Origin of the sequence: Trichococcus shcherbakoviae (assembly GCF_963666195.1) — a bacterium.
GTDB classification, from domain to species: domain Bacteria; phylum Bacillota; class Bacilli; order Lactobacillales; family Aerococcaceae; genus Trichococcus; species Trichococcus shcherbakoviae.
In genome coordinates, this window is the sequence record NZ_OY762653.1 from 1,015,734 (window position 1) to 1,031,876 (window position 16,143).

Genomic DNA, 16,143 nt, shown 5'->3' on the forward strand with positions numbered 1-16,143 from the left:
TCGGGTTGATTAAAGGATAGGGACAGGCGAAAAGTTATCCGGAAAATAGAGGTCAGCACTATCCGAATCAATGGACTCGATTATGTTTTCAGCTTCATATGCCAAACCTTGCGCGCTTGCACTCGTGGACAGCTCATTGAAATGATAAAGAACCCCTTCATACAAAGGTACAAACGGCAATGCTTCCAAAACATCTGTCGGCCTCATCAGGGCCACTGGCTTGTTGGCTTGCAGCACGTCCCCCTCCACTAATACAGTCGAAATAAAATGGGAACAAAAATAATAATTTTCCCTGTCCCATACCTTATTGAACAGAGCCGGCAATAACCCCAGCAGATTATAATGGTATTTTTCTTTGTCCTTCTCGAATGAAGAGACATAGCCTCTCATCACAGCCGCCTGTTTCTCTGACACGGTCAACTCATAAACCGCGCATTTTGCCCGGCTGTAGAAATCAGATGTCACATCTTCGTGTATGAACCCACCGATAAAAGGGTTATTGGCTTTTTTGCGGCCGAAACTGAAGGTATCCGCCAGTTCTGCGTCAAACGCCAAGGATACGTGGTTATATTTTTTTCTCGTAAACAGTTTGATGGTCCGAGTCAACATCGATCCTGTATCCGTCAATAATAAATAAATCTTCTGGTCTGACATCTTGTTGCTCCTAATTTGTTATTACAAAACCTGACTTCCACCCATTTAAATAAAATTAACGATAAGATAGGCCATCCCGTTGCAGCAAATGAAAAGTCGTTCTGTTTTTGTATCCATCCTTTCATTATACCAAAAACAGTCCGGCTGAATGCAACTTTTCAGAAAATTATCTTTATCTTCCTTTGGGGTCCATTCGTCTCCTCCGCTCCCGACACTAGGATAGTCGAATAATTTCTGATAAGATAGTAGAAAAATAGAAGAAAAACAGAAAAAATTGAAGTAAAGTTGATTAAAAGGAGCACACCTACATGTACCATTGGTCTGAACTATCCAAAAACTATCCGGCATCCAGCATCCGAAAGATGGCGAAGCTGGCCGCCCAATTTGATGACACCCTGATGCTGACGATGGGCGAACCGAATTTCGAAACCCCGGAATATATCAAAAAAGCAGCGCAGGATGCCATCGCCGCCAATCATACGCACTACGGGCCGAATGTCGGCGAGCTCGCTTTTCAGCAAGCCGTCGCAAAAAAATACACGGACCAGACCGGCATCCCCTTCGAACCGAATGAAGTCATGGCGACTTTCGGCGGAACGGAAGGCATTCTGCATGTTATGATGTCAATCCTGAATCCAGGTGACGAAGTGATCATCGCCGACCCGAGCTATCCGAATTATCTCGGTCAAATCATGCTTTTGGGAGCCAAAGTTGTGCCGGTGCCTGTCTACGAAGAAAATTCATTCAAAATGCAGGCTTCCGACATTGAGCAGGTCATGACCGACAAAACGCGTTTGATCATTCTGAATACCCCGAATAATCCGATGGGTTCAATCCTTGATCCGAGCGATATGGAAGCCATCGTGGCATTGGCTGATCTCCATCAGATTGCGATTCTGTCGGATGAAGTCTACGAAAGTCTCATTTACGATGGAAAGAAACATTTCAGCCTGTTCCAGATACCCGGTGCAAAAGATAATCATTTCGTAGTGAACAGCTTGTCCAAAACCTATGCGATGACGGGTTGGCGGATCGGATATGTCGTCGGCAATCATGAAGCCATCGATCGCATGGCTGAGTTCAGGGAAGGCGTCGGATTCTGCGTCCCGCCCTTCATCCAGGAAGCCGCAATCGCTGCAATCACCGGACCGCAGGATGATGTCCGTTATTTTCTGGAACAATATGACCGTCGCCGCCACATCATCGTCGATGGCTTGAACCAGATCCCCGGCTTCAATTGTCTGAATACGGAAGGCGCCTTCTATGCCTTCCCGAACATCAAGGCATTCGGTAAGTCTTCCTATGATTTTGCGATGGAAATCTTGACGGAAACCCATGTGGCGCTGACGCCGGGCTCCGCTTTCGGGAAAATGGGCGAAGGCTACTTGAGGATCCCATTCGCGGAATCGGAAGAAGTCCTGCAGGAGGCCATTGACCGCATCAAAGCCTATATCATAAAAGCTTATCCGAATTTATAGACAAAAAAACGACGAGGAAACTCGTCGTTTTTTTAATCATTAGTTTTCAGTCTTGGCTGGCTTATTTTTTCCCCATGCTCGCCAGACATGGTAAGCATACTGGGAGAAGGTGATGACTGCCAATCCCCCGACGAACAGCTGCAGATAGATCAATCCCGGCAGACGGAACAAGGAAAGCAGGATCGTAGCAAAAATCAGGACGGTCGTGGCCTTCCCGAATACATTCGCCGGCACGATGATCTTCGGCTCGACATTCAGCAAAGCCACTCCTAGGAATATCTGCAAACCGTCTTTTATCAATACAATCAGGAAAAACCAGTTTTCGATATACCCGATGTCCATCAATGTGTACAGAACCGAAATCTGCATCACTTTGTCCGCAAACGGGTCAGCCACCTGCCCAAATTTCGTGATGGCATCATATTTCCTGGCGATGTAGCCATCGATGATGTCGGTAAGGCTGGCGACCAGAAAAATGATCATCGCCCAACGGACCGGATGCGCCGTATCGGAATAGAAGACCATCAAATAAAAAGGGATCAAAAACAGGCGTATCAGCGTAAGGATGTTCGGTACACGTTTCATAAATTTGGCCTCCCAGCTACCATTGGCGTTCTTCTTACTTATATTTTAATCTATAGCGCGTTCTTTAGCTATTTTAAGCGGAGCCTAAAGCACAAAAAAAGTCCAGAGACCCAGCAGCCGGATGGCAGCAGGTTTCTGAACGATTCTCAATAATGTATCACGTTGTCTTGATAATGGATGCCTGTTCCCGCCAGGAAGACGATTTCATCAAAGAAATATTGCATTTTCTGGGAGGAGGCCAGCATAAATTCCGGATGCCACTGCACGGCAAAGATATTTTGGCTTCTTTCTTTTGCTTGGAAGGCTTCAATCAACCCGTCAGAGCTCCAAGCGATGGCCTCAAAAGGCTCCGCCAATTCCTTGACGCCCTGATGATGGAAAGAGTTGACGAGATGCTTCTCCCCTAAAAAGGAACGCAAGAAATTATTCGGGGCAATCGAAATCGAATGGGAAGCATACTGGATGTTCGTTTTTTGGTCATGTTGGACATCATACTCTTCCAGCTGGCTGATATCCTGATGCAGGCTTCCGCCAAAAGCGACATTGATCAGTTGCATACCGCGGCATACCGCAAAAATCGGTTTACATTGATTGTAGGCTTCTCGGGCCAAAGCAATCTCGAATGCGTCCCGCGCCGGATGTGTCACACCCAACCGATGCGTCGGCTCCTCATCATAAAGAATCGGGGATACGTCCTGCCCGCCTGCCAAAATCAATCCGTCCACAGCATTGATGTAATGCTCTGCATCCATTGGATCGCTGATGGGAATCACAAGCGGAATCCCTCCTGCTACTTGTACACCATCGATAAATCCTTGCGGTGTGTATGTTTTTTCCATCTGGTTGCCGAGCTCAGCAGACAAATGGTTGCCTCCAATTCCTATAATCGGTTTCATCCATTATTCCTCCCGTCACATTATTCTCTAATGAAGTGCGATTATGATCTGCAGACACTTCCCAAAAAGGCTGTTCAAATGAGCGCACGACGTACATGCTTAACTTTTCTGCAACACATATGCATGTCCAGATAGCCGTCCATCATTCTCATTCCTCCGCCCATATTATTGCTATTAGATAAATTTTTTCACCAAATTCACATTTAAAAATAAATTAATGCTATTGTAACGTGCTGTCATCCCTCTGTCAATGACCAGTTGTGGCGTTTTTCATTGCAGTATCTCATTTTAATTCTCCATTTTTCATGAATATCCTTGATTTCCCTTGCTTTTTGGATGCTTTTGCTCTAGGATTCAATATAGAAAATAAAATTAAAAAAAAATGAGAATACTTGCACTCGCATATTTTCGGGGAAAGAGTAGCATTAAAAATGGACAGATTATGCGCAATTGCAAAAAGGGATTGAACTCGCGTTCGAAACAATTGTACAATTGACAGAAGCAAAAGAAAAAAGCAGCAATACTGAAGCGTATTAAAATACTATTGAAAAGAGCCAGGGATTGCGGTGTGGTCATCCACATCAAGACAAACACCCTGCCGAGGAGGAAATTATGGCAATTTGGTCAAATAATTATCACGGTTCCATGAATGAAAAGGCATTTGAATTCAATTCATCCATCGATGCGGATGCCCGTCTGGTCTATGCGGATATCGCAGGAAGCATCGCTCACGCAAAAATGTTGGGCAAAACCGAAATCATTCCCCGCGAAGAAGCGGATGCCCTCGTCAATGAACTGGGCAAAATGAATGATGAACTGCAGGATGGCGATCTGACCATCGATTTCTCGGAAGAAGATATCCACAGCTTCTTGGAAGCGGAACTGACGCGACGTCTTGGCGCTATCGGCAAAAAGGTCCACACAGGCAGAAGCCGCAACGACCAAGTAGCGACTGCTTTGAAGTTGTATTCTGTTTCTGCGTTGGAGCATCTGTCCAGTCTTACTGCCAACGTTGCCCTCGCATTGAGTGAAAAAGCCGAACAGCATCTGGAAACGATCATGCCTGGTTATACCCATCTGCAACGTGCACAACCCATCACATTTGCCCATCACCTGATGGCTTACACGGAGATGTTCCTAAGGGACAAATCCCGTCTGGATGATGCCAAAGAACGGGTACTGCATTATATGCCGCTGGGCAGTGCCGCGCTTGCGACAACTACCTTGCCATTGGACCGCGCCTTCACTGCTGAAGCACTCGGCTTCAAGGATTTTTCCCGGAACAGTTTGGATGGCGTATCCGATCGCGACCATTCCTTGGAAATGCTGGCGGATATGTCGATCATCATGGTCCACATTTCCCGTCTGGCTGAAGAAGTCATCATCTGGTCATCGCAGGAATTCGGTTTTGTGAAAATCCGGGATACATTCTCTTCCGGCTCAAGCATCATGCCGCAGAAGAAAAATCCGGACATCGCGGAATTGCTGCGCGGCAAATCCGGCCGTGTCTTCGGCGACTTGATGGGCGTATTGACTTTGATGAAAGGTTTACCGCTTGCATACAACAAAGACATGCAGGAAGAAAAAGAATTGCTGTTCGAAGCGATCGACACGGTCACATTCTGTCTGGAAATCCTACCTGCAATGCTCAACGATATGGACGTGATGGAAGCAGCCATGCTGACGGCTTCGCAAAAAGGCTATCTGAATGCCACTGACTGTGCCGACTTCCTTGTCGAAAAAGGCATCCCTTTCCGTGACGCTTACAAGATCACCGGAAACATCCTGAAAGAGTGCGAAGAACAGAACCTGACGCTGGAAAACTTCCCGTTGGAGATGTACAAAAAACACTCGGATGCTTTTGATGAAACCATCTACAAAAAGGTTGACCTGAAGGAATGCGTCATCCGCAGAAATGTAGCCGGTGGACCGGCACCGGAACGAGTGAAAGAGCACATCGAAGCAGTCAAAACAAAATTAGAAGACTACCAGATCATCTCCTGATCAATCATTAACAGAAAGAGGCAGCCTCGAAATGAGGCTGCCTCTTTCTGTGGTTTGGCGGTGGAATTCCCCGCCAAAGTGGTTTTGAAGGGGAATCTCTTATTATCCGCTGATGTTTTACCCCGCCAAATGGTTTTTGGCGGGCAATCTCGTGTTGCCCTTGGACATTTTACCCCTCCAAATAGGTTTTGGCGGGGAATCTCTTAGTATAAATCCAATCCCAATACAAAAAACCGTTCCACTCAATGCGTTGCATTCAATCGGGTATCCGTTCGATCTTCATCAGATTAGTTGTGCCACTTTCTTTTATCGGCGTCCCGGCAGTGATGACAATGGCGTCTCCAGGTTGCGCAAAGCCCTTTTCTTTCGCCAATGCCGTTACCTTGCTCAGCATATCATCGACATTTTCAGGCTCATCAATCACGAAAGACTGGACACCCCAGACAAGCGTCAATCCTCTCTGGACCCTTTCACTGTAGGTCGCCGCCAAAATATTCGCTTTCGGCCGGTATTTGGAGATCATGCGGGCCGTATGCCCGGAGCTGGTTGCAGCTACGATGGTCTTGATGCCCAGGTTCATAACAGTACGCGCTGCAGCTTGGCTGATTGCTTCGGTAACGGATGCCTTATCGAACAAGGCCAACGTGGATAGGTTGCCGCCATTTGCCTCAAGGGCTTCTTCCGTCCGTTCCGCTATCCGCGCCATCATCGCTACAGTCTCCACGGGGTACTGACCTACAGCCGATTCGCCGGAAAGCATGACTGCATCTGTTCCATCAAATATAGCATTCGCGACGTCGCTCGCTTCTGCCCTTGTCGGCCGCGGATTCCATTGCATGGAGTCCAACATCTGCGTGGCGGTGATGACTTGTTTTCCGACCAGATTACATTTTCGGATCAGATCTTTCTGGACGATCGGCACATCGCCACCGTTGATTTCCACACCCAAATCGCCGCGCGCAACCATCAAGCCGCTGCACACCTTGAGTATCTCTTCAGCATTCTGGACGCCTTCCTGGTTTTCGATTTTGGCGATGATCTGCGTATCCATCGCATCCATTTCTTCAAGGATTTCGATAATTTCCAGGATATCACTGGCCCTGCGGACAAAGCTGGCGGCGATGAAATCCACTCCCTGCTGGACACCGAAGCGGATATCCGCAGCATCTTTTTCCGTCAGGCCGGGCATGCTGAATTTAGCCTCCGGCACATTGATGCCCTTTGAATTCTTCAGGATGCCATCCACTTGGACTATGGCTATGATTTCTTTGGCTTCATAATTGATATCCGTAACCTCCAGAACCAATAAACCGTCATCGATCAAAATATGCATGCCGATCGTCACATCGTTGATCAGCTCAGGATAGGTGACAGAGAATTTTTCTTTTGTTCCCAGCACGGGTTCCATGCTGATGATTACCGACTCCCCGGAAACCAATGTAACTGCGTCATCGGTCATTTTGTTTGTCCGGATTTTTTGGCCTTGGATATCCATCATGATGCCTATGTTTTTGTTCGCCAACCGTGCAGCTTCCCTGACATTATTCAGGCTGACCATATGCGTATCATGTGCGCCGTGTGAAAAATTCAGCCGCGCCACATTCATGCCGCTGTTCATCATCCTTACCAGCACATCGACGGAATCGCTGGCTGGTCCGATTGTGCAGACTATCTTCGTTTTTTTCACTGTTAGCCCCTCATTTCTGAATTTACCCTCTTCATAACCTGACATTTACCTGTCTTCATTATAGAACAAATGCGTTGGTTTAGAAATTATGACGCTGTCAAAAGACAAAAACGTGATGCTATTCGGCATCACGTTTTTGTTGTATTCAGATATTCGATTCGGTTTGGATGACCTCGCTTGATCTCACTGGTTTTGATTTCAGCGTCAACAAGAACACGGTCGACAGAATCAAGGCGATACCGAGCAGATCCGTCCAGTGAAGACTGGTCCCGAGCCAAAAAACGGAAAGGAACGTCGCAGAAAGCGGTTCGGCCGATGAGAGCAGGCTTCCGACCGTTGCGCCGATGCGATGCACACCCTCCAGATAGAGACTGAAGGAAATGACTGTCCCCAACAAGATGATGACCAGCATGGCAGCCAATGCAGCGATGTCCCAAGTGCCGATGATCCGCCAAGGCTGATAGACTATCGAAAGCAGAACGCCACCTATCAGCATCCCCCAACCCAACGAGAGCAGCGTCCCATAAGTTTTGATCAGACGGGCAGGCTGAAGATTGTAGATGACGACAGAAACAGCCGACAATAAACCGTACATTAATGCTTCCTGCGAAATGGCCAGACTATCCAATCGGCCATGTGTGGCCAACAGGAAAATGCCGGCAACCGCAAAGACAATGGCTGCCATTTCAGCTGGCCGCGGTAATTTTTTGTTCTTGACGGAGAGGTAAATCATGATCAGGACCGGGGCCAAAAATTGCAGAACGGTAGCCGTTCCCGCGTTCGAATGGCTGATTGTCGCAAAATAGGTGTATTGGCAAAAAGACAGGCCCAAAGACGCGAACAGGAACAAGTCCTTGCGGTCCCGCTTGTCTTTCCAGACCCGAAAGATGGCGTCCTTCTCTTTTTTGTAGCATAGCACCAACAAAATCAGGCCGGCCATCAGCATCCTGACGGCAACCAGCCAGCCGGAGGTCAACCCGCGCTGCTGAAGCAGAAACTGCCCACTGGTCCCCGAAATCCCCCACAGCAGCGCCCCTACAACAGTGAACAGCACGCCGGATTTATATTGAGACATTCCATCCCTCCATTCCTTTATTTTTTTCAAATAACATCATTATATGCGATGACCGGACAAATAGAAAGCTGATATTTTTGCTTTGTCCGAAAAGCGATTTTGTGGGATACTGATAGACGTGAACAAAAACGGAGGTAGAAAAACTTGATACGCATTAAAGAAGCCATTTTACACATTTTGGACATCAACACGAATGAACCGATTTTTTCCTATGCCGGACTGGATACGTCAGAGCGCATGATGATCGAATATATCGAAGCGATGGTCGCAAAGGTCGAAGATTCAGACAGCATGAAGGACGGGATTTTGGAAGAGGATAATCCGATGACTGCCCTGTTCAAGAATTGCCAAAGCGATTTTGTCGAAGGCACGAAAGCCTTGTCGGAAAAATTCTTCAATGTGACCAAATTGAATCCCGAAATCCCGCCTGCGGATCTGCTTATTGCGCATTTTGAATTGGATGAAGTACCTTGCCTCGGGGTGTTCAAACTGAACTACTCAGACAGCTATACGCACTTTGTCTCCTACGAAGGGGACGTTTTGACCAACCAAATCATCTTGAACCGTGCCATCCTACCTTCGCAAAGACAAGCCATCCAGGAAGGCCTTGTCGTGAATCTGGAGCAGCTGGTATACCATGTCATCGAGAAAAAGCACATGATCGCCGAACTGGGTGAAAAAGTAAACTACTTCACGGAAATGTTCCTCGAAGACACGCCAAAGCCGAGCCTGAAGGAGAACATCTCGATAATCAAAAAGGCCGTCCAAAAGACAAGCAAAGCCTTCAATGATGAAGAATTTCAGGTGTTGGCCGAAACGAAGGAAGCCATCGTCACAAGCATGCAGGAAGATAACCTAATCGATAACGAAAAAATCGCTGAGGCCTTATTCGGCGATAACTTCGCCAAAAAGCAGAAATATTTCGAACAGGTCGAGGAATTGGGCTATGTCGATCGCGCCCCCGCGGAAGCGGCAATCGCCGGACCGAAATATTCCAAACAAAAATTCCGACTCGACAACGGCATCGAAATCAGCATTCCGCTGGAGCTATACAAAGACCCGGATGTTGTGGAATTCATCAACAATCCCGACGGCACAACATCCGTCATCATCAAAAACATCGAGAAAATCAAAAACCTGTTTTAACCACAAAAGAACCGACGGCGCTCAATGCGAGGCCGTCGGTTCTTTGTTTATTTCGCTTTTCTGGAGATGTTCAGGATGGACATGCCGTAGAGCAGCAGCGCGGTGCCGCTCAGGATCAGGATGCTGGTGAAGGGAGTCACTGCGGTTTCCCCGAAGCGGATGGTATGACCCATCATCAGTTTGAAGGCATCCAACCCTTCAACCGGAACCCCTGCGAAAGAGATTTTCAAAGGTTCCTCCATCATCACTTGCCTCATCAAGGAGGCCGAATAGGTCATCGGGAACAGTTTGATGACCGTCTGCACACTGTCCGAGAACTGCCCGATCGGCACATAGACCCCGGCAAGGAAGCCGATGATGGTGCCGAGGATCGTGCTGGCTGTCGCGAAAGCGTTCTGGCTTCGGAAGAAGGAAGTCAGGAAATAGACCATCGCACTGCTCGTCAACACGGTGAGCATGATCAGGCCTATCATCTTCAGCATGGCCATGGGAGGCAGCAACTCCCCACCGTTGAGGAAGATGTACGCTTCGGCCAACACGAACGTTACGATGCTCATGATGAACCCAACAACCACTGAACTCAGGATATAGCCTGCCGCCAATCTGCTCGAGCGGATTGGCGAGACCGTAAAGTCCTTCAATATTTTATTGGCCCGGTCATCGATCATGACGGCGAATGCCCCCATCGTCGTCGTCACTCCGGAAACCGAGATGACGCCGGACATGATCCAGCTGTCCATGACGTACTGCGCGCCTACTGTATCCCCCAGAGAGTTCGTCAGATTTTTACCCAAGAAAAAGACGTAGAGTCCGATGATGATCAGCACTGCCAACAAGGAGAAGAAAACATTCGCCTTATCCCTGAAAAATATTTTTATGTTGCGGCCAATGATCGGTATCATTCCTGCACCTGCTTTCCTGTGATCGCAATAAAGGCATCGTCCATCGAACCAGCCACCACCTCAAAGTATGTCAGATATGGTTTGCATTGCTCCAGAATGGGCAATGCATCCATCGTTTTGGCTAATTTCACACGGAAGAGATCTTGCTGCAGCTCATACGGTGCCTGTTGAGCATCCAAAATACGGCTCACTTCGGAAACTGTTCCGGTCCGCATCTTCAATACGTCAGAGCTGTACCTTTCCCGCAGTGCATCAGGCGTTCCTTCGGCGATGATTTCCCCTTCATCGATGATGACGACATAATCAGCGCTGGCCGCCTCCTCCATGTAATGCGTCGTCAGAAAAATCGTCATCCCGTGCTCCGCTTGGAGTTTCCGGATCGTATCCCAAACATTCTTGCGGGTTTGAGGATCCAATCCGGTCGTCGGCTCATCCAAAAAGAGAATCTTCGGCGTGTTGATCAATGCCCGCGCGATATCCGCTCGCCGTTTCTGCCCACCGGACAACTTTCCGTATGGCCTTTCCAAAAACTCCGTCACCCCGGCAGCCTGAGTTGCTCGAAGGAAAGCCGGTTCCCATTCCGATTTGGATAATCCGTAAAAACTCCCTCTCACCTCAAGATTTTCCTTGACTGTCAGCAGTTTGTCCAACAAGTTTGTTTGGAAGACGACGCCAATATTGGAACGGATCGCAAAGTCATCCTTGCCTATAGTGAATCCATTTATCGTGACTTCTCCGCTGTCCGCCTGCAGCAGTGTGCAGATGATATCGATCGTCGTCGACTTGCCTGCTCCGTTCGGCCCCAAAAATGCAAAAAGCTGGCCGGCATTCACATGGAAATCGATGTCCTTGACCGCTTGCACATCTCCGAAACGCTTTGATAAGCCTTTGACTTCTATGATTTTTTCCAACTGAAAACACCCTCTCTGATAGCGAAGCACTGCCCATCCAGAATATAAAAAAACTTCTTCATGTTCAGTGTATCAGAATGGCGAATGGAGACAAAATAATTGTACGCTGGAGTACGGTATTCATTTTTTTGCATGTGTGCTCCGGCGAGCGGAGGGACTTCTCTAATTGTCCGATAAACCGAATATATCGGACAACCAAGGCGCGAGGCCTTCTCTAATTGTCCGATAAACCAAAAATATCGGACAACCAAGGCGCGAGGCCTTCTCTGGTTGTCCGATAAATCGTTCTATCGACTCTTCACCAACAGATTGATTGCTTGTTGGACGCTTTCTTCTTTCGAAATGTTGTCTTTTTCCTGGTCATTCACACAGGAAACCAAATTTTCCGCAACGATGATGCCCATTGCGCGGTCGATGCTGGATCGGACTGCGGACAATTGCGTCACGACGTCGGAACAGTTCTTTCCGTCTTCCATCATGGCAAGAATGCCACGCATTTGTCCTTCCGCACGCTTAATGCGGTTGATTATATTTTTGTTGTATTGGTTCACACAACTTCACCCCTCCAGGCCGAAATGCCTCCCATTACGTTCGTTACTTTGTAGCCCTTTGAAGCAAGATATTGGCAAGCTGCAGCTGAGCGAGCACCGCTCAGGCACATAACATAGTAATTTTCATCCTTATCCAATTGATCAACAGTGTCTTCTAAACCGCTCAAAGGCATAGAGATGGCACCATCAACGTGTGCATGTGCATATTCGTCTGCTTCACGTACGTCAACTAGTTTGACAGGAGTTTTTTTCCATAATTGTTCGAATTCCGGCATTGTAATTGATTGATACATATTATTTTACCACCTTTTCTGGTCTGACGGTTGCATATAAGCTGAATGCACCATCTAAATTTTTGACTGTGAATCCATTTTGTTTCAACACACGTTCTGCTATGTAGCTACGCAAGCCGCTTTGGCAGCTGACGATGATCGGTGTTTCCTTCGATAATTCTCCGATACGTGCGCGTAAATCATCGACTGGGATGTTGATGGCACCCTTCAAGGCTCCTAGTCTTGCGATTTCGCCCTCACCGCGGACGTCCAACAGTTGATAGCCTGCTTCCTGCATCTTTTCCAATTCATACCATTGGATGGATTCAGAAACGCCTTCGATGATGTTCATGGCTGCGTAGCCGGCCATATTGACTGGATCTTTGGCTGAACCGAACGGCGGCGCGTAAGTGAATTCCAATTCCGGCAAATCATGGACCGTCAAATTGCCTTTGATTGCTGTAGCGATGATATCGATACGTTTATCTACGCCATCTGCCCCGATAGCTTGCGCTCCGTAAATTTCACCTGTTTTCGGATGGAAAACCAATTTCAGGACAATCGCTGACGCATTCGGATAGTAGCCGGCATGGTTCTTTCCTTGGATATGCACGACTGCATACTCTTTTCCTGACAGCTGCAATTGGCGCTCGTTCATACCTGTGGAAGCGCCGGCCAAACCGAATACACGCACGATTGCGGTTCCGATGCTGCCTTTATTTTTTCTGTTCAAGCCGCTGATGACGTCAGCAACTTGGCGGCCTTGGCGGTTCGCAGGCGAAGCCAACGCGATCATGGTGTCTTCACCGGTGATCTGTTGCTTCACGATGATTGCATCACCGACTGCATAGATGTCTTTTTTGCTTGTTTCATAGTTCTCATCGACCAAGATACCGCCGCGCATGCCTGTTTCGATACCCGCCGCGATCGCTAGGCTGTTCTCAGGTTGGACGCCGACTGACATGATTGTCAAATCGCTTTCCAGTGTCACCCCGTTTTCAAGGACGATTGTTTTACCTTCATTTTGGAAAGCCGTAGCAGCAACGCCTGTATACAGCGTCACACCGTTCGCCTTCAATTCATCCGCTAAGTAAGCAGCCATTTCTTCATCGAATGGAGGCAAGACATGCGGTGCTTTTTCGACGATTGTTACAGCCAAACCACGGTGCGCTAAGCTTTCAGCCATTTCAAGACCGATGAACCCTGCTCCGATGACGACCGCTTTTTTCGGTTTATGCTCAAGGATGAAACCTGTGACAGCATCCACATCCGGTACATTGCGCATCGTAAAGATGTTTTTGGCTTCGGACAGACCTTCAGCTGGCGGTACGAAAGGTTTTGCTCCTGGGGATAAAATGACTTTATCGTAAGCCAGTTGGTATTCGCCATCTTTAGAACGGACTGTCACTTCTTTTTTATCCGGATCGATTGCGGTCGCTTCGCTGAAAGGACGGACATCCAAGTCAAAACGCGCACGCAATTGCTCAGGGGTTTGAACCAAGAGATCGCTGCGTTCTTGGATATCGCCTGAAACATAATAAGGCAAGCCACAGTTCGCAAAGGAAACGAAAGGTCCTTTTTCCAGTACGATGATTTCTGCATCTTCATTCAATCTTCTCAAACGTGTTGCAGCGGACATACCGCCTGCCACTCCACCGATAATAACAATTTTCATCATAGTTTTCCTCCTCTTGTAGGGCCTGACCATGCGGACATGCCGCCTTTGACATTGACTACATCGTAGCCTTTGGATTTTAAGATAGTTGCTGCACGTTTGCTGCGTCCACCTGATTGGCAGATCACATACACTTTACCCTTAGGGGTATATGTTTCCGCTTTTCTCAACGGAACATTTTTTGCGCCTGGAATATGTCCTGCGATGAATTCGTTCGGTTCACGGACATCGATTATTTGTGGTTTTTCAGTTAATTTTGCTTCCAGTTCCTTAGTGGATACGGAAGGCATACTGTTGAATAAATTAAATAGCATACTTGGCTCCTTTTTCGTAAGTAGTATCAATCGCTTATGGACTTATAATACCCCATAGGGTATATTTTGTAAACCATTTTTATTCAAAAATTTCAAAAATGTAAAAAAAGCCTGATACATAGCCATTCTTCTGATACTGAACAAAATTAACACACAAACAGCTCTCCCGCATAGTATAGAGAAAAAAGACCGCAAAAGTTGCGTAGGAACGCAACTCTGCAGTCTTTCTTCTTATTGATTGCTTTTATTTTCTGCACGTAGGCGTTCGATAAAGCTTTTTATGTGTTCGAAGGCTTCTTTCAGCTCTTCGATTGAATAAGCGTAGGAAATACGGATGAAACCCTCTCCGCTTTCGCCGAAGGCTGAGCCTGGCACTACGGCCACTTTCTCCTCCTGAACCAAACGGGTAGCGAACTCTTCCGAAGTCAAGCCGAATTCGGTTATGTTCGGGAAGATATAAAAGGCGCCATAAGGCACAAAACAAGGCAAGTCCAAATCTTTTAGGACTTTCATTAGATAACGGCGGCGTTGATTGTAGCTTTCACGCATCTCGGCAACATTGTCATCGCAGTTCCGTAACGCAACGATACCGGCGTACTGACTTGTCGTCGGTGCGGCCATGATGGCGAATTGATGGATTTTAATCATCTGCTCCATAATGATCGGCGGAGCAGTTGCATAGCCCAGACGCCAGCCGGTCATCGCATACCCTTTCGAGAAGCCATTGATGTAAACGGTCCGTTCCTTCATTCCCGGCAAAGCGGCAATGCTGAAGTGATTTCCATTGTAGGAAAGTTCACTATAAATTTCATCAGTGATGACGAATAGATCATGGGCGATGATGACTTCAGCGATCGCTTCCAGGTCCTCTTTGGACATAACAGCCCCAGTCGGATTATTGGGATAAGAAAGAATCAGCACTTTTGTTTTCGGAGTGATCGCCGCTTCCAGCTCTTCTTTCGTCAAACGGAATTGGTTCTTCTCCTGCAGCGGGATAGCGACGGGAACCCCGTCAGCCAATACGATGCACGGAAGATAGGAAACATAGCAAGGCTCCGCGTAGACGACCTCATCGCCCGGATCCAGCATGGCACGCAGCGCCAAATCGATGGCTTCGCTTCCGCCAACCGTAACGACCGTTTCATCCTCGGGGGAATAGTGCAGATTATAGCGGCGTTCCAAATATAAGCAGATTTCCTGGCGCAGTTCGGCCAAACCGGCATTAGCTGTGTAGAAGGTGCGCCCTTTTTGGAGGGTATACATGCCCTCGTCACGCACAATCCAGGGGGTGTCAAAGTCGGGCTCGCCTACCCCCAATGAAATCACTCCGGGTATCTCATTCGCAATATCAAAAAATCTCCGGATGCCGGAAGGTTTGATTTCCCGCACCTTAGCATTTATCGGATTTCTCATGGAGTCAGCACCATCCGTTTGTCGTCACCCTCATCCACGAACAACGTGCCGTGGTCTTTATAACGTTTCAATACGAAATGAGTGGTGGTTGATTGTACTTCGTCGATCACAGAAAGGCGTTTCGCAACAAACAGAGCAATCTCTTTCATCGGGGCTTTCTTCAGTTGCACCATAAAATCAAAACCGCCGGACATCAGGAAAACAGTCTCCACTTCCGGGAATTGGTATACTTTTTCCGCGATACGGTCGAATCCGGACCCTCTTTGCGGATTTACGCGTAGCTCGATGATGGCAGAAACTTCGTCATCGCCGGTCTTATCCCAGTTAATCAAAGTATGGTAGCCGCAGATGATTTTGTCGGCTTCCAGTTCTTTCACGGCAACCGCCACTACTTCTGTGTCCACGCCCAACATCACGGCAACTTCTTCATCAGTCAGTTTGTTGTTCTTTTCAATAATCTTCAGAATCTTTTCCTTCAATTCGTTTTTCATCGTTTTGCCTCCTCTGGCTGTACGCATTCGGGCCATTTTCAGGCTCTATTATTCATTTTTTGATAAATGAAATTTCTTTCATTTTATCA

At 47.6% G+C, this 16,143-nt stretch carries 15 protein-coding genes and 1 pseudogene; 3 read left to right on the forward strand and 13 right to left on the reverse strand.

The genetic code is table 11. From position 1 onward, the window contains the following. Nucleotides 1-9 precede the first annotated feature (9 nt). Nucleotides 10-654, reverse strand: a complete 645-nt coding sequence (locus ACKPBX_RS04690) for a hypothetical protein (RefSeq protein ID WP_086626857.1) — start codon at nucleotides 652-654, stop codon at nucleotides 10-12. Nucleotides 655-962: 308 nt separating this feature from the next. Here ACKPBX_RS04690 and ACKPBX_RS04695 point away from each other — a divergent pair, with 308 nt between their 5' ends. Beyond that, nucleotides 963-2,132, forward strand: coding sequence for a pyridoxal phosphate-dependent aminotransferase (locus ACKPBX_RS04695; protein ID WP_086626856.1), 1,170 nt, complete (start codon nucleotides 963-965; stop codon nucleotides 2,130-2,132). A 39-nt stretch (nucleotides 2,133-2,171) separates the two neighbouring features. Here ACKPBX_RS04695 and ACKPBX_RS04700 read toward each other — a convergent pair whose 3' ends face one another. Together ACKPBX_RS04700 and ACKPBX_RS04705 are read right to left on the reverse strand one after the other, a co-directional pair. Beyond that, entirely contained in the window at nucleotides 2,172-2,717 is a 546-nt protein-coding gene (locus ACKPBX_RS04700) for a CDP-alcohol phosphatidyltransferase family protein (protein WP_319996131.1), read from the reverse strand. A 146-nt stretch (nucleotides 2,718-2,863) separates the two neighbouring features. After that, on the reverse strand, nucleotides 2,864-3,613 hold the full coding sequence (locus tag ACKPBX_RS04705; RefSeq protein ID WP_119092360.1) for a gamma-glutamyl-gamma-aminobutyrate hydrolase family protein: 750 nt from the start codon (nucleotides 3,611-3,613) through the stop codon (nucleotides 2,864-2,866). A gap of 612 nt (nucleotides 3,614-4,225) precedes the next feature. On the opposite strand from ACKPBX_RS04705, the gene argH reads away from it, so the two are divergent. Continuing rightward, nucleotides 4,226-5,617 carry an argininosuccinate lyase gene (gene argH / locus ACKPBX_RS04710; protein ID WP_319996132.1) on the forward strand — a complete coding sequence of 464 codons (1,392 nt, stop codon included), beginning with the start codon at nucleotides 4,226-4,228 and terminating at the stop codon, nucleotides 5,615-5,617. A 265-nt stretch (nucleotides 5,618-5,882) separates the two neighbouring features. Here argH and pyk read toward each other — a convergent pair. Both pyk and ACKPBX_RS04720 read right to left on the reverse strand, forming a co-directional pair. Next, nucleotides 5,883-7,304: pseudogene (gene pyk, locus ACKPBX_RS04715) on the reverse strand (pyruvate kinase); the annotation flags it as partial. Nucleotides 7,305-7,449: 145 nt separating this feature from the next. Further along, entirely contained in the window at nucleotides 7,450-8,379 is a 930-nt protein-coding gene (locus ACKPBX_RS04720) for an EamA family transporter (RefSeq protein ID WP_319996133.1), read from the reverse strand. 144 nt (nucleotides 8,380-8,523) lie between these two features. Here ACKPBX_RS04720 and ACKPBX_RS04725 point away from each other — a divergent pair, with 144 nt between their 5' ends. Next, nucleotides 8,524-9,525, forward strand: a complete 1,002-nt coding sequence (locus ACKPBX_RS04725; protein WP_086626851.1) for a nucleoid-associated protein — start codon at nucleotides 8,524-8,526, stop codon at nucleotides 9,523-9,525. 47 nt (nucleotides 9,526-9,572) lie between these two features. On the opposite strand, the gene ACKPBX_RS04730 is transcribed toward ACKPBX_RS04725, so the two are convergent. The 8 genes from ACKPBX_RS04730 to ACKPBX_RS04765 all read right to left on the reverse strand — a co-directional run bounded on the left by ACKPBX_RS04730 (nucleotide 9,573) and on the right by ACKPBX_RS04765 (nucleotide 16,054). Beyond that, nucleotides 9,573-10,427, reverse strand: a complete 855-nt coding sequence (locus ACKPBX_RS04730; RefSeq protein WP_086626850.1) for an ABC transporter permease — start codon at nucleotides 10,425-10,427, stop codon at nucleotides 9,573-9,575. Continuing rightward, complete coding sequence (locus tag ACKPBX_RS04735) at nucleotides 10,424-11,338, reverse strand: ABC transporter ATP-binding protein (RefSeq protein ID WP_086626849.1); 915 nt, start codon at nucleotides 11,336-11,338, stop codon at nucleotides 10,424-10,426. The genes ACKPBX_RS04730 and ACKPBX_RS04735 overlap by 4 nt, the downstream gene beginning before the upstream one ends. Nucleotides 11,339-11,625: 287 nt before the next feature. After that, entirely contained in the window at nucleotides 11,626-11,889 is a 264-nt protein-coding gene (locus ACKPBX_RS04740; RefSeq protein ID WP_086626847.1) for a metal-sensitive transcriptional regulator, read from the reverse strand. Then, nucleotides 11,886-12,182 carry a rhodanese-like domain-containing protein gene (locus ACKPBX_RS04745; protein WP_086626846.1) on the reverse strand — a complete coding sequence of 99 codons (297 nt, stop codon included), beginning with the start codon at nucleotides 12,180-12,182 and terminating at the stop codon, nucleotides 11,886-11,888. The genes ACKPBX_RS04740 and ACKPBX_RS04745 overlap by 4 nt, the downstream gene beginning before the upstream one ends. 1 nt (nucleotide 12,183) lies before the next feature. Beyond that, nucleotides 12,184-13,836 (reverse strand): FAD-dependent oxidoreductase, encoded by a 1,653-nt coding sequence (locus tag ACKPBX_RS04750; RefSeq protein ID WP_119092511.1) that lies wholly within the window; start codon nucleotides 13,834-13,836, stop codon nucleotides 12,184-12,186. Next, entirely contained in the window at nucleotides 13,836-14,150 is a 315-nt protein-coding gene (locus ACKPBX_RS04755) for a rhodanese-like domain-containing protein (RefSeq protein ID WP_086626845.1), read from the reverse strand. Before ACKPBX_RS04755 ends, ACKPBX_RS04750 begins: the two co-directional genes overlap by 1 nt. Nucleotides 14,151-14,381: 231 nt before the next feature. After that, nucleotides 14,382-15,563 carry an aminotransferase class I/II-fold pyridoxal phosphate-dependent enzyme gene (locus ACKPBX_RS04760; protein ID WP_086626844.1) on the reverse strand — a complete coding sequence of 394 codons (1,182 nt, stop codon included), beginning with the start codon at nucleotides 15,561-15,563 and terminating at the stop codon, nucleotides 14,382-14,384. Further along, the gene (locus tag ACKPBX_RS04765) at nucleotides 15,560-16,054 is read right to left on the reverse strand and encodes an Lrp/AsnC family transcriptional regulator (RefSeq protein ID WP_086626843.1); all 495 of its coding nucleotides are present in this window, start codon (nucleotides 16,052-16,054) and stop codon (nucleotides 15,560-15,562) included. Before ACKPBX_RS04765 ends, ACKPBX_RS04760 begins: the two co-directional genes overlap by 4 nt. Between the last annotated feature and the right edge of the window lie 89 nt (nucleotides 16,055-16,143).